The 13,765-nt window shown below is 67.9% G+C and carries 12 protein-coding genes; 10 read left to right on the top strand and 2 right to left on the bottom strand.

Annotation, left to right across the window (positions count from 1 at the left end; translation table 11 throughout):
* Positions 1 to 100: 100 nt before the first annotated feature.
* The 5 genes from hemA to ABV408_RS10950 all read left to right on the top strand — a co-directional run bounded on the left by hemA (position 101) and on the right by ABV408_RS10950 (position 5,020).
* Positions 101 to 1,375 carry a glutamyl-tRNA reductase gene (gene hemA, locus ABV408_RS10970; protein ID WP_353978994.1) on the top strand — a complete coding sequence of 425 codons (1,275 nt, stop codon included), beginning with the start codon at positions 101 to 103 and terminating at the stop codon, positions 1,373 to 1,375.
* A complete protein-coding gene (prfA, locus tag ABV408_RS10965; protein ID WP_353978993.1) occupies positions 1,372 to 2,460 on the top strand; it encodes a peptide chain release factor 1 in 1,089 nt (362 codons plus the stop codon). Before hemA ends, prfA begins: the two co-directional genes overlap by 4 nt.
* Entirely contained in the window at positions 2,457 to 3,287 is an 831-nt protein-coding gene (gene prmC / locus ABV408_RS10960) for a peptide chain release factor N(5)-glutamine methyltransferase (protein ID WP_353978992.1), read from the top strand. The genes prfA and prmC overlap by 4 nt, the downstream gene beginning before the upstream one ends.
* Positions 3,288 to 3,736: 449 nt before the next feature.
* Complete coding sequence (locus ABV408_RS10955; RefSeq protein ID WP_035471562.1) at positions 3,737 to 4,237, top strand: Lrp/AsnC ligand binding domain-containing protein; 501 nt, start codon at positions 3,737 to 3,739, stop codon at positions 4,235 to 4,237.
* A gap of 39 nt (positions 4,238 to 4,276) precedes the next feature.
* Complete coding sequence (locus ABV408_RS10950) at positions 4,277 to 5,020, top strand: HesA/MoeB/ThiF family protein (RefSeq protein WP_353978991.1); 744 nt, start codon at positions 4,277 to 4,279, stop codon at positions 5,018 to 5,020.
* Positions 5,021 to 5,031: 11 nt separating this feature from the next.
* Here ABV408_RS10950 and ABV408_RS10945 read toward each other — a convergent pair whose 3' ends face one another.
* On the bottom strand, positions 5,032 to 5,793 hold the full coding sequence (locus ABV408_RS10945; protein WP_353978990.1) for a lipopolysaccharide kinase InaA family protein: 762 nt from the start codon (positions 5,791 to 5,793) through the stop codon (positions 5,032 to 5,034).
* 142 nt (positions 5,794 to 5,935) lie between these two features.
* Here ABV408_RS10945 and ABV408_RS10940 point away from each other — a divergent pair, with 142 nt between their 5' ends.
* On the top strand, positions 5,936 to 7,303 hold the full coding sequence (locus tag ABV408_RS10940) for an FAD-dependent oxidoreductase (RefSeq protein WP_353978989.1): 1,368 nt from the start codon (positions 5,936 to 5,938) through the stop codon (positions 7,301 to 7,303).
* Positions 7,304 to 7,398: 95 nt separating this feature from the next.
* On the opposite strand, the gene ABV408_RS10935 is transcribed toward ABV408_RS10940, so the two are convergent.
* A complete protein-coding gene (locus ABV408_RS10935; RefSeq protein ID WP_353978988.1) occupies positions 7,399 to 8,373 on the bottom strand; it encodes a LysR substrate-binding domain-containing protein in 975 nt (324 codons plus the stop codon).
* Positions 8,374 to 8,504: 131 nt separating this feature from the next.
* On the opposite strand from ABV408_RS10935, the gene ABV408_RS10930 reads away from it, so the two are divergent.
* The 4 genes from ABV408_RS10930 (at position 8,505) to araH (ending at position 13,617) form a co-directional block, all read left to right on the top strand.
* Positions 8,505 to 9,611: an aldose epimerase family protein gene (locus ABV408_RS10930; protein WP_353978987.1), complete on the top strand. Its 1,107-nt coding sequence runs from the start codon at positions 8,505 to 8,507 to the stop codon at positions 9,609 to 9,611.
* A 335-nt stretch (positions 9,612 to 9,946) separates the two neighbouring features.
* Complete coding sequence (locus ABV408_RS10925; RefSeq protein ID WP_353978986.1) at positions 9,947 to 10,936, top strand: arabinose ABC transporter substrate-binding protein; 990 nt, start codon at positions 9,947 to 9,949, stop codon at positions 10,934 to 10,936.
* 110 nt (positions 10,937 to 11,046) lie between these two features.
* Complete coding sequence (gene araG, locus ABV408_RS10920) at positions 11,047 to 12,546, top strand: L-arabinose ABC transporter ATP-binding protein AraG (RefSeq protein WP_353978985.1); 1,500 nt, start codon at positions 11,047 to 11,049, stop codon at positions 12,544 to 12,546.
* A 69-nt stretch (positions 12,547 to 12,615) separates the two neighbouring features.
* Positions 12,616 to 13,617: an L-arabinose ABC transporter permease AraH gene (araH, locus tag ABV408_RS10915; RefSeq protein ID WP_353978984.1), complete on the top strand. Its 1,002-nt coding sequence runs from the start codon at positions 12,616 to 12,618 to the stop codon at positions 13,615 to 13,617.
* The last annotated feature ends 148 nt before the right edge of the window (positions 13,618 to 13,765 follow it).

Genomic DNA, 13,765 nt, shown 5'->3' with positions numbered 1-13,765 from the left:
GCCGCGACCTGACATCGCCGGATCCGCTCACCCGCCCGCTGGCCTGCGATGACAGGTGGCGATGGCGCCTCGACCCTTGCAAGATTTTGACCGTGATTTCATGACGCTGCTAGCTCTGGGTATCAATCACAAGACCGCCGCGGTCGACGTGCGCGAGCGCGTGGCCTTTTCGCCGGCGCAGCTCGAATCCGCGCTGACGCAGCTGCGGGCGCTGCCTGACGTGCGCGAAGCGGCGGTGCTGTCGACCTGCAACCGTACCGAGCTCTACTGCATCACCGTGGACGACGGCGAGCGTCAACTAGTGGAGTGGCTCGGTGACTTCCACGGTATGCCGGCCAAGGATCTGCTGAGCTGCGCCTACCACTATCACGAGCGCGAGGCCGCACGTCATCTGATGCGGGTCGCCGCGGGTCTCGATTCGATGGTGCTGGGCGAGCCCCAGATTCTCGGTCAGCTCAAGGATGCCTACCAGATCGCGCGCCAGCACGCCGGGCTCGGCAGCGAACTGGAGCGGCTGTTCCAGCAGACCTTCTCGATCGCCAAGCAGGTGCGCACCGAGACCTCGATCGGTGAGAACCCGGTATCGGTGGCCTACGCCGCGGTCAGCCTGGCGAGCCGCATCTTCGATGACTTCGGCCGCGCCCGGGCGCTACTGATCGGCGCCGGCGAGACCATCGAGCTGGTCGCCCGGCACCTGCGCGAGGCGGGGATCATGGGGCTGACCGTGGCCAACCGCACCCTGCCGCGGGCACAGGCGCTGGCCGAGACCTGCGGCGCGCGGGCGATCGAGTTGAGCGACATTCCCCAGGCGCTGGAGCAGGCCGACATCGTCATCGCCTCCACCGCCAGCGAGCTGCCGATCCTGGGCAAAGGGATGGTCGAGCGCGCGCTCAAGGTGCGCCGCCATCGCCCCATGTTCATGGTCGACATCGCGGTACCTCGGGACATCGAGCCGGAGGTGGGCGATCTCGCCGATGTCTTCCTCTACAGCGTCGACGACCTGCAGCAGGTGATCGCCGAGAACCGGCGTCACCGCGAGGTGGCGGCGCGTCAGGCCGAGGCGCTGATCGAGCACGGCGTGGAGCAGTGGCTGCACGAGCGCCGAGTGCGCGGTGCCGGCGATCTGATCCGGCGCTACCGCCAGCACGGCGAATCGCTGCGCGAGGCCGCCGAGCGCGAGGCGCTGGCCCAGTTGGCCCGCGGCGAAGACCCGGAAGCGGTGATCAAGCGTCTCTCGCACCAGCTCGCCAACAAGCTGATGCACGGCCCCACGCTGCGTCTGCGTGAAGCCTCCGGGCAGTCCCGTCACGATATCATTCAGGCCGCCGATAGCTTGCTGATCGGCGCCCCCGCCACGACACAGGATTCTGCATGAAAGCGTCTCTGCGCGAACGACTGGACGCCTTCCGTGACCGTTTCGAAGAACTCTCCGCGCTGCTCTCCGAGCCCGAGGTGATCGCCGATCAGCCGCGCTTTCGCGACTACTCCCGCGAGTACGCCGAGCTCGAGCCGCTGGTCGAGGCTTGGCGCGACTACTGTCGCACCGAGGGTGACCTCGAGGCGGCGGAGCAGATGCTCAAGGACAGTGACCCCGAGATGCGCGAACTGGCCGAGGAGGAGTGGCACGCCGCGCGTGCCAGCCTCGCCGCCCAGGAGGAGACGCTCAAGCGGCTGCTGGTGCCCAAGGACCCGGATGACGGCAGCGATGTCTTCCTCGAAATCCGCGCCGGCACCGGTGGCGACGAGGCAGCACTGTTCGCCGGTGATCTGTTCCGCATGTACTCGCGCTACGCCGAGCGCCGCGGCTGGCGCATCGAGGTGGTCAGCGCCAGCCACGGCGAGCAGGGCGGTTACAAGGAGCTGATCGCCCGGGTCAAGGGCGACAGCGTCTACGCCGTGCTCAAGTTCGAGTCCGGCGCGCACCGCGTGCAGCGGGTGCCGGCGACCGAGTCCCAGGGGCGCATCCACACCTCCGCCTGCACCGTGGCGGTGATGCCGGAGGCCGACGCGGTCGGTGACGTCGATATCAACGCCAACGACCTGCGCGTGGACACCTTCCGCTCCAGCGGTGCCGGTGGCCAGCACGTCAACACCACCGATTCGGCGATCCGCATCACCCACCTGCCCACGGGGCTGGTGGTGGAGTGCCAGGAGGAGCGCAGCCAGCACAAGAACCGGGCCAAGGCGATGTCGCTGCTGGCGGCGCGGCTCAAGCAGGCGGCGGTCGACTCCCAGCGCCAGCAGCAGGCCGATACCCGGCGCTCGCTGGTGGGCTCGGGGGATCGCAGCGAGCGCATCCGCACCTACAACTTCCCCCAGGGCCGGCTCACCGACCACCGCATCAATCTGACGCTCTACAAGCTGGGTGAGGTGATGGCCGGCGATCTCGACGAGGTGGTGCAGCCGCTGGTCAACGAGTATCAGGCCGACCAGCTGGCGGCACTGCAGGGCGAGGCGTGACCGCCGACGAGGCGCTGCGTCAGGCGGCCCGGCGGCTGAGCGCCTCGCCCAGCGCGCGCCTGGATGCCGAGGTGCTGCTGATGCACGCCCATGGGGTGGATCGCACCTGGCTCTACACCTGGGGGGATCGCGAGCTGCCGGCCGAGAGTGCGGCGCGCTTCGAGGCGCTGATCGAACGTCGCGCGGCGGGCTGGCCGGTCGCCTATCTGACCGGGCGGCGCGAATTCTGGGGGCTCGAGCTGGATACCTCGCCGGTCACGCTGATTCCGCGTCCGGATACCGAGAGGCTGGTCGAGGCGGCGCTGGCGGTGGCGGCGCCAACCCAGGGCACGCTGCTCGATCTCGGCACCGGCACCGGCGCGGTGGCGCTAGCCTTTGCCAGCGAGCGCCCCGACTGGCACGTGCTGGGGGCCGACGTCGAGCCCCAGGCGGTGGCACTGGCCAGCGCCAACGGCGCGCGCCTGGGGCTGACCAATGCGCGTTTCGTCGAGAGCGACTGGTTCGGTGCGCTGGCAGGGGAGCGCTTCGCGATCATCGTTGCCAACCCGCCCTATATCGATGCCGATGACCCCCATCTGGGTCGCGACGATGTGCGCTTCGAACCGCGCCGGGCGCTGGTCGCCGCGGAAGCGGGCCTGGCCGATCTGCGCGCGCTGGTGGCGAGTGCGCCGGCTTTTCTCGAGCCCGGCGGCTGGCTCTGGCTGGAGCATGGCCATACCCAGGCCGGTGCGGTGCGTGCGCTGCTCGGCGACGCGGGCTACGCCCAGATCGCGTCGCTCACCGACCTGGGGGGGCACGAGCGCGTCAGCGGCGGCCGCTGGGGCTGAAATCGGGCGGTGCGCCGAACGCTTTCGCGTCTCACAGGCCCGGTCTTTCACCTCGAGCGCTCGCTTGGGTCGCTCACTGTCGCTCCTCACTTCCCATCCTACGATGATCCGTATCTCCGAGCGCTGCTGATACAGCGTTTTCTCAATTGTGGCGCGTGCCTAGAGGTCCGACGTGACATCGTGTTAGTAATAATCCCCCCTTACCCGTGGGGAAGCGCTGCATCAATGCCTGCACGGACTCGGCGTCCCCAGCGCATGGCTACGTTGCGCGGTACTCGAAGGCTCGCCTAATCCCATGTTATGTCTCGCCTTCTGCGTTCCGTGCGCGTTGCCCTTGATCTCGTTCGGCGATTCATTCAGCGCTTCCCGAGCGCCTGCCGGCCGTTGCCGCTCGCGGTGGGTGGGGGCTCGTCACGCTTATCTTTCACCGGCTTGGAACAACGACAGCAATGAAAGCCAAATCACGATCGCTGGACCGGATCGATCTCAATATTCTGCGCTGCCTGCAGGAGAATGCGCGCATCTCCTACGTCGACCTGGCGGCCCAGGTGGGGCTTTCCACCACGCCCTGCCTGGAGCGGGTCAAGCGGCTGGAGAAGGCGGGTATCATCCGCGGCTACAAGGCGGTGCTCGACCCCGCGGCCCTGCGCGCCAATCTGCTGGTGTTCGTCGAGATCAGCCTGACCACGCAGTCACCCGCGGTGTTCGACGAGTTTCGTCGCGCGGTGGCCAAGCTGCCGCAGATCCAGGAGTGTCATCTCGTCTCCGGGCAGTTCGACTACATTCTCAAGTGCCGTATTCCCGAGATGTCGGCCTACCGCCAGCTGCTGGGCGATGTGGTGCTGACCCTGCCCGGCGTGAAAGAATCCAAGAGCTACGTGGTCATGGAAGAGGTCAAGGAGGAGCTGGCACTGCCGATCCCCGACCTCGACCGGCTGGAAGAGAAGTAGCCCGTCCGCTGGCGCGGCACGGGCGCCAGGGGATGAACGATGAACGATGAAGCACTGCTGCGTTACAGCCGCCATATCATGCTCGACGAGATCGACCTCGAGGGGCAGCAGCGTCTGCTCGATGCCCATGTGCTGATCGTGGGGGCCGGCGGGCTGGGGTCGCCGGCGGCGCTCTACCTGGCCAGCGCCGGCGTGGGACGACTGAGCATCGCCGATGACGACCACGTCGAACTCTCCAACCTGCAGCGTCAGATCGCGCATACCCAGGCCAGTCTGGGCGAGTCCAAGGCCCGCTCTGCGTGCGCCGCGGCGCGCGCGCTCAATCCGGACTGCCAGGCGCAGCCGCTGACCACGCGCTTGAGCGGCGAGGCGCTGCTCGCCGCGGTCACCGAGGCCGACCTGGTGCTCGACTGCACCGACCGCTTCAGCAGCCGCTTCGCTATCAACCGCGCCTGCGTGGCGAGCCGTACCCCGCTGATCAGTGGTGCCGCGATCCGCTTTTCGGGCCAGCTGGTGCTGTTCGACCACGCCGACGACAGCCCCTGCTATGCCTGCCTCTACGGCGAACAGGGGGACGACGAGGCGCTGAGCTGTGCCGAGAGTGGGGTCATCGCGCCGCTGGTCGGGGTCATCGGCAGCTTCCAGGCGCTGGAGGCGCTCAAGTGGTTGAGCGGTGCCGGCCGAGCGCACCGCGGACTCTCCACCTTCGATGCGCTGAACGGCGAGTGGCGCCACTTCGCGCTGCCGCGGGACCCGGCCTGTCCGGTCTGCGCGCCGCGCTGAGGGCGGGGCTCTCAGCGGTTGGGCAGGGTCAGCGCGCCGAGCCTGCGCTCGACCTCGGCACTCTCGGCCGGGCGCTGAAGATAGCGGCCGAGGAAGCGGCGCCAGGTGGCGCTGCGCCACTGCGGCAGACGGCGGGCGAAGACCTCGAGATCGCGGCGCTTCTCGCGGCTGGCGTTGAGCAGCGGGCGTGACTTCTCCAGGTCGATGAAGCGGGCCTCGAAGCCGGTGGCCGCGTCGGCTGCCGGGCGCAGAAAGACGTGCTTGGCATACAGGCTGCCGTGGCGCCAGCGGCGGCCGTGCAGGGTGGCGAGCAGGTCGGCGCAGGTGTCGACGATGGCGTCGCGGGTTGCCGCCTTGAGCGTCTCCCAGTGGGCATGATGCTCGATCATGTCGGTGTAGCCGCTCAGCGCCGGGGTCACCAGAATCGCCTGCCAGCGTCCTTCGCGGCGGCGCTCCTCGAAGTAGGCGCTCTCCAGCGCGGGAATACCGAGGCGGTGGAAGGCCGCGATATTACGCGCCTCGCGGGCGAAGGTGGGCTCGCCCCAGGGGCGGCTCAGGCTGCGCCCGAGATGATTGGTCTGGCGCTTGAGGAAGAAGTCCCGTGGCGCCAGGCCGGGGGCCTCCAGGGTCATGCGGCACACCTCCGAGTGGCCGCCACGCTCCAGATTGGGCGCGTCCACCGGCGTCAGCGACAGCGACCACAGGGCGTCGAAGTCTTCGAGTTCGTTGGCGGCGAAATAGGGGCGGGCGTCGGCGGAGAGGAAGCGTTTCACGGGCATTCTCGAACTTGTGGCCAGGGCGGGGCGTGGTATCGTCGATGGCGCGACGACGGCACGCGATGTAACCCGATCTTAACATTTCGGTTAAGCGGCGCTTAATCTTTCGTGCCTCTCGATACTGATGCGCGAGTCGTCGATGCGAGACCGTATAGATGCCTGTGCGGGCCGCGGCGCGACGCTTTCCTTCCCACCGGCGGAGTTCGATGTCCCGATGACAGCCCAGACCACGGCCCAGGCGCCGCTTTCCTACTACCGGGCGAGTCGCCAGGTCGATCTCGCCCCCACCGCGCCGCTTCGAGGCGAGGTCAAGGCGGATGTCTGCGTGATCGGCGGCGGCGTCACCGGCTGCTCGGCGGCGCTGCATCTGGCCGAGCGTGGCTACCGGGTGGTGCTGCTCGAGGCGGGGGAGATCGGCCACGGTGCCTCGGGGCGCAGCGGCGGCCAGATCCTGCCCGGCTTCGGCACCGAGATGCCGGTGATCGACAAGGCGGTGGGGCGTGATGCGGCGCGGCGGCTGTGGGCGATGAGCTGCGAGGCGGTGCGCCTGACCCAGACGCTGATCGAGACGCATGCCATCCCCTGCGATCTGCGCTGGGGGTACGTGCATGCGGCGGTCAAGCCGCGCCACCTGAAGGCGATGCGCGAGCACGCCGACTACATGGAGCAGACCTTCGACTACCACGGCGAGCAGTGGCTCGACCGCGAAGCCCTGGCCGCCCACGTGCGCACCCCGCGCTATCTGGGCGGGCTCTACGATGCCGGTGGCGGCCACCTCCACCCGCTCAACTACACCCTGGGTCTGGCCCGTGCCGCCCAGCGCGCCGGCGCCGAGCTGCACCCCGACAGTCGTGCCCTCGATGTGATCCAGGGCGACCGGCCGCGGGTCACCACTGCGGCCGGCGAGGTGCGGTGCGATGCCGTGGTGGTCGCCGGCAATGCGTATCTGGGCAACCTGGTACCGGCGCTGACCGGGCGCGTCATGCGGGTGGCCAACTACATCATCGCTACCGAGCCGCTGGGAGAGACCCGGGCGGCGAGCCTGATGCCTAGCGATGCCGCGGTCTCGGATGCCAACTTCGTGCTCGACTACTACCGCCTCTCCGCCGATCGACGGCTGCTCTACGGCGGCGAGGTGAGCTACACCGGGCGCGAGCCGCGCGGGCTCGATCGGCGCATGCGTGACAAGATGCAGGCGCTGTTTCCAGCGCTGCGCGGCGTGGGTATCGACTATCGCTGGGGCGGGGACGTCGGCATCACGCTCAATCGTGCCCCGGACCTGGGCCGAATCGGCCACAACCTCTACTACGCCCAGGGGTACTCCGGCCACGGCATGGCCCTGGCCGGCCTCGCCGGGCAGATCCTGGCCGAGGCGATCGGCGGACAGTTCGAGCGTTTCGATGATTTCGCCGCCATCCGCCATCGCCACTTCCCCGGCGGCGAGCGCTGGCGGGTGCCGCTGCTGGCGCTGGCGACGACTTTCTACCGGCTGCGCGACCGTCTCTGAGGGTGCCGCTGAGAGGGGGCCGCTGAGAGGCTCCCGCCGGGCGGTCGCAGACGGCGCTCGGCTGGGCTGGCCTCGAATGGCGTGTGCGGGTCTCGTCAGCGCTTGCCGGGGTCGGTGCGGTAGTCGCGGATCATCAGATGCAGCACATGCATCAGCCTTGCCGCACCCGGCGAGAGGCGGCGCTCGCGCAGGCTGATCAGGCCGTAGGGTTGTACGCTCAGCGCTTCGGGCAAGGGCAGGGTCGCGAAGCGCGGCTGGGCGCAGAGCAGCTCGGCGACCTCCTGGGTCGTCACCGTGATCGCCTCCGACTTGTCGACCATCGCCAGCGCCATGTAGATGTCCGGGGTATTGATGATGCGCTCGGGGGGCGCGACACCGAAGTGCAGAAACAGGTGCTCCACCCGCTGACGCATGAGTGAGCCGGTCGGCTGCAGCACCCAGGGGTAGTCGCGCATGGCGGTCAGGGCCGGCGCCTCGACGCGGGCCAGCGGATGGTCATGGCGGCAGATGAAGCGCAGCGCCTCCTCGCCGATCTCCTCGAATACGAAGTCGCCGGCGGGCAGGGCGCTGGGAATGCGCGCGATGGCGAAATCGAACTCGCCGTCGCGCAGTCGCGGCACCAGATTGTGGCTGACATCGACATCGATGTTGACCTGCAAATGCGGGCTGTCGCGATGTACGCGCTCGACTGCGCTGGCGAGCAGGGTGACCGCCGGTGCCAGCACCGTGCCCACCGAAACCGTACCGGCGTTGCCGGCGCTGAAGGCATTGAGCTCGTCGCCGGCCTGGGCCAGCGAGGTGAACATGCTGCGGGCGTGGCGGATCAGGATCTCACCGTACCAGTTGGGCGTCACGCCGCGGGCGTGGCGCTCGAACAGGCTCACCCCGAGCTGGCCTTCGATATCCCCCAGGAGCTTGGAGGCAGCGGGTTGGCTCATGCCCAGCTGTGCCGCCGCGCGATGCAGGTTGCGGCACTCGTCGAGTGTCACGAACAGCTGCAGGTGGCGGAACTTGAGCCGTGCTTTGAGGAACCAGTCGGCGGGCAGCGGGGCCTCGGGTCGGGATTTCATGCGCTGGGTGATGCCTCCATTCGACGTTTTACCGATAGCGATCGCCGCCTGGCCCAGGCTCAATCGGCGCGACAACCCGTCAGCGGCCCCGGTCGCCACGGACTGCCTCTGCCAAAGGAGTCTCAGCCCCCATGTCTTTGCCCGCCAATATCCAGCGCAGCGATTTCGGCACCCTGCCCGATGGGCGCCCGGTCAGCTGCTATCGGATCACCAACGAAAGCGGCACCGAGCTGCGGGTGATCGACTACGGCGGCATCATCCTCTCGCTGAAGACACCGGACCGTGATGGGCGGCTCGACGATATCGTGCTCGGCTTCGATTCGCTGGCCGATTATCTCTCGCCGGCCTACCGTCAGGCCAACCCCTACTTTGGTGCCCTGATCGGACGTTACGCCAATCGCATCGGTGGCGCCGAATTCAGCCTGGCGGGCCAGCGCTACCGGCTGGCCAGCAACGATGGCGACAACTCGCTGCATGGTGGCGACCCGGGATTCGATCGTTGCCTGTGGCAGGCCGAGACCTTCACCGAGGCCCGCGGCAGCGGCCTGGTGCTGAGCCGTGTCAGTGACGATGGCGAGGCGGGCTATCCGGGGCGACTGAGTGTGCGGGTCAGCTATCTGCTGGGCGATGACGACAGCCTCGAGATCACCTACCACGCCGAGACCACCCGGGCGACCCCGGTCAATCTGACCCAGCACAGCTACTTCAACCTGCGCGGCGAGGGCAACGGCGATGTACTCGCCCACCGCCTGATGCTGGCGGCAAGCGCCTTTACCCCGGTCGATGAGCAGCTGATTCCCAGCGGCGAGATCGCGCCGGTGGCGGGCACACCTTTAGATTTCACCACGCCGACGGCGATCGGCGCGCGCTCACGCCAGCGGCATCCACAGCTGGTCCGGGCCGGCGGCTATGATCACAATTTCGTACTCGATGGCGGGGAGTCCGACGACCAGGGGCTCAGGCTCGCCGCGCGGGTGACCGAGCCCGAGAGTGGCCGGGTGCTCGAAGTCGCCACCAGCGAGCCGGGCCTGCAGTTCTACGCGGGGAATGCGCTCGATGGCACGCTGACAGGCAAGGCCGGCCAGCCTTACCGGCAGCATGCCGGGCTGGCGCTGGAGACCCAGCACTTTCCCGACTCACCGCACCAGCCGGACTTCCCCGATACGATCCTGCAGCCGGGTGAGGTCTACCGCTCGCGCACCCGCTATCGCTTCTCCTGCCTTGCCGCTTCCGTCTGAGGGGGAGCGGCGCGACGCTTCGTCGGCCCGCGGCGACCTGAACGAGCGCCGGCGGGGCGCTGCGATCCGCACCGGGCGGGGTCTCTCGGCGTTAGTTGACACTGTTAACGAAAGTCGCGGAAGACTTTAGTCTGGCGCCATCGACCCTGTGCAGAGGGCGGCCCCGTGCCGCGTCTCGTCTCTCTCCCGCTGGATACTCTTTTGCGTATCGCAAATTGCGCTCCTCGTTATTAGTTGGTTATTGCGGCAGCGCTTATCGTCGAGCGCGTATGGCGCCGGCTCCCGGCTCGCCAAGAATGACAACCACGCGCCCACGAGGGCAGGGAGAGAGTCGCATGAATCGCAAGGTCATACCGTCGCTGCTGGCGCTGGGCGTCAGCCTGAGCCTGTGTCTCACGCCTGCGCTGGCGCAGGACGAGGTCAAGATCGGCTTCATCGTCAAGAAACCGGAACAGGCGTGGTTCATCAACGAACAGGATGCGGCGACCAAGCTCGGCCAGGAGAAGGGCTTCGAGGTGGTGCGGCTGGCCGGCGAGGATGGCCAGCAGGTGCTGAGCGCGATCGACAATCTCAACTCCCAGGGCGCCCAGGGGTTCGTGATCTGCCCGCCGGACGTGCGCCTGGGGCCGGCGATCGCCAACCGTGCCAAGCAGTACGGCATGAAGGTGGTGACCGTCGACGACCAGTTCCTGGGCGCCGACGGCAAGCCGATGGCGGATGTGCCCCACCTGGGCATGTCGGGCTACAAGATCGGGCGCCAGGTGGGCGAGGCGATCGCCGCCGAGATGAAGCGGCGCGGCTGGGACCCGCAGGAGGTAGCGGCGCTGCGTATCAGCAACAACGAGTTGCCCACCGCCAAGGCACGCACCGACGGCGCCACCGACGCGCTGCTCGATGCCGGCTTCGTCGAGCAGAACATCTTCGATGCGCCGCAGCAGAACACCGACACCAGCAGCGCCTTCGCTGCGGCCTCGCCGGTGTTCTCCAAGAACGGGCGCTTCGAGCACTGGGTGATCTACGCCCTCAACGAAGAGAGCGTGCTCGGCGGCGTGCGCGCCAGTGAACAGTATGGCCTCTCTCCGGAGCAGGTGATCGGCGTCGGCATCAACGGCTCGGGGGCGGCCTTCGCCGAGTTCTCGCGCCAGAAACCGACCGGCTTCTACGGCACCGTGGCGGTGAGTTCGACCATGCATGGGCGCCAGAGCGCCGACAATCTCTACACCTGGATCACCCAGGACAAGAAACCCCCGGCCAATACCGAAACCACCGGCACGCTGATGACCCGCGACAACTGGCAGCAGGTGCGCGCAGACCTGGGGCTCTGAGCGCTTGCCTTGGCGGTGCCATCGGGCACCGCCAAGGCTGCTGGGAGCGATCCCTGCACTGTCTTCAGCGTTCACCCCCGCGGCCGATGGCCGCGACCAGGAGAGTCGAGATGGCGAATTCCCCAGCCTATCTGCGCGTCGAGGGCGTCACGGTGACCTTTCCCGGGGTCAAGGCCCTCGATGCGGTCAGCTTCGAGGCCCGCCGTGGTGAAGTGCACGCGCTGATGGGCGAGAACGGCGCGGGCAAGTCGACCCTGCTCAAGGTGCTCAGCGGCGTCAACCGGGTCACCGACGGTGCCCTGTGGATCGACGGCCAGCGCCACGTGTTCGCCAACGCCCGCGAGGCGCTAGCCCGCGGGGTGGCGATCATCTACCAGGAACTGACGCTGTCGCCCAACCTCTCGGTGGCCGAGAACCTGCTGCTGGGCCAGCTGCCGGTACGCTACGGCATGGTCGACCGGCGCGCCTTGCGCAAGCGAGCGCTGGCCATTCTCGAAGAGCTGGGCGAGGGCGCCATTCACCCTGCGACCAAGGTGCGCGAGCTCTCCATCGGCCAGCAGCAGATGATCGAGATCGGCCGCGCGCTGCTGCGCGATTCGCGCATCATCGCCTTCGACGAGCCCACCAGCTCGTTGTCGGTGCAGGAGACGCGTCATCTCAAGCGCATCGTGGCGCGGCTGCGCGACGAGGGGCGGGTGGTGCTCTACGTCACCCATCGCATGGAGGAGGTGTTCGAGATGTGCGATGCGGTCACGGTGTTCCGTGACGGGCGCCATATTCGGACCCATCCGACCCTCGAGGGGCTCGACCATGACACCTTGGTCAGCGAGATGGTGGGGCGCGAGATCGAGGACGTCTACGGCTATCGCCCGCGTCATCAGGGCGAGGTGCTGATGCGCCTGGAGGGGCTCGCGGGCCGCGGGGTGCGCGCGCCGGTGTCGCTGGAGATTCATCGTGGCGAGGTGCTCGGTCTGTTCGGGCTGGTGGGCGCCGGGCGCAGCGAGCTGATGCGCCTGGTCTGCGGTGCCGAGCGCGCCTCGGCGGGGCAGGTGGTGTTCGCCGGCGAGGCGCGGCGTTTCGCCAGCGCCCAGGCGGCGATTCGCGCCGGCATCGCGATGTGCCCCGAGGATCGCAAGTCCCAGGGTATCTTTCCGGTCGCCAGCGTCGCCGACAACCTCAATATCAGCTGCCGGCGCTTCTTCCGCCGCTGGGGCGTGTTCCGCCATGTCGCCCGCGAGACCGAGAACGCACGTCACTATATTCGAAAGCTACGGATCAAGACGCCCGGGCCGCGTACGCCGATCGCCAATCTCTCCGGTGGCAACCAGCAGAAGGTGATCCTGGCACGCTGGCTGGCGGAGCAGATCGAGCTGTTCGTGATGGACGAGCCGACCCGCGGCATCGATGTCGGCGCCCGACGCGATATCTACGCGCTGCTCTACGATCTCGCCGAGCAGGGCAAGAGCGTGCTGGTGATCTCCAGCGATCTCGCCGAGGTGAGCTCGATCTGCGACCGCATCGGGGTGATGCGCGACGGTGAATTGATCGAGGTGATCCCGCGCGACGAGGCCACCCCCGAGCGCCTGCTCGGCCTGGCGCTGCCGGCGTGAGGCGCTGTCCAGCTAAGTACGCCACTGGCGATCTCCAAAGACCTTTTCCGTTCCAGAGGATGACCCCGCATGTCCAGTGACAAACTCGTCTCCCAGGCAGCCCCGGCCGCGGTGGGCCGGCGCGGGCTGCCCAAGCCGCTGCGCACCCTGCTCGACACCTCGGGGCTGATCGCGGTGTTCGTGCTGCTGTTCATCGGCCTCTCGGTGCTGGTGCCGGACTTCCTGACCGGGCGCAACATTGTCGGCCTGCTGCTCTCGGTGACCCTGATCGGCACCATCGCCACCACCATGATGATGGTGCTGGCGCTGGGCGAGGTGGATCTGTCGGTCGCCTCGATCGTCGCCTTTGCCGGCGTGGTGGCGGCAATGGTCACCTCCAATACCGGCAGCGTCACCATCGGGGTGCTAGTGGGGGTTGCCGCCGGCGCCGCAGTGGGTGCCTTCAACGGCTTCGTGGTGGCGCGTTTCGGCATCAATTCGCTGATCGCCACCCTGGCGGCGATGGAGTTCGTGCGCGGTCTGGCCTACATCACCTCCGGCGGCGACGCGGTGATGATCACCGTGCCCGGCTTCTTCGACCTCGGCAGTGCCGCCTTCCTCGGCCTGACCCTGCCGGTGTGGACCATGATCGCCTGCTTCGTGGTGTTCGGCGTGGTGCTCAACCTGACCGCTTTTGGCCGCAACACCCTGGCCACCGGGGGCAACGCCGAAGCCGCGGCGCTGGCCGGGGTCAACGTACGCCGACTCAAGATCACCGTGTTCGCGCTGCAGGGGCTGGTGGCCGGTATCGCCGGTGTCCTGCTCACCTCGCGCATGGGTCTGGGCGATCCCAACACCTCCCAGGGGCTGGAGCTGGCGGTGATCTCGGCCTGCGTACTGGGCGGGGTCTCGCTCTCCGGCGGGGTTGCCTCGATCACCGGGGTGCTGGTGGGGGTATTGATCATGGGCTGCGTGCAGAACGCCATGGGGCTGCTCAATGTGCCGACCTTCTATCAATACCTGGTACGCGGCGCGATCCTGCTGCTGGCGGTGATGTTCGACCGCTGGAAGCAGGCGCGGCGAGCCGGCTGAGAGTCGACACGATGACGACTCGGCCTACGACTTTGGTCTCCGGTATCTCGACTTTGGTCTAGGTAGTCAACTGCGCGGCGGCGTGTTGCTTCTGGCAGCACGCGGGTTGTGTGATGTCGATATTCAAAAAAGTATCAATAAAACGACT

It is taken from the genome of Salinicola endophyticus (assembly GCF_040536835.1).
Classification (GTDB): domain Bacteria; phylum Pseudomonadota; class Gammaproteobacteria; order Pseudomonadales; family Halomonadaceae; genus Salinicola; species Salinicola endophyticus_A.
This window is presented reverse-complemented; position numbering and strand designations above follow the sequence as displayed.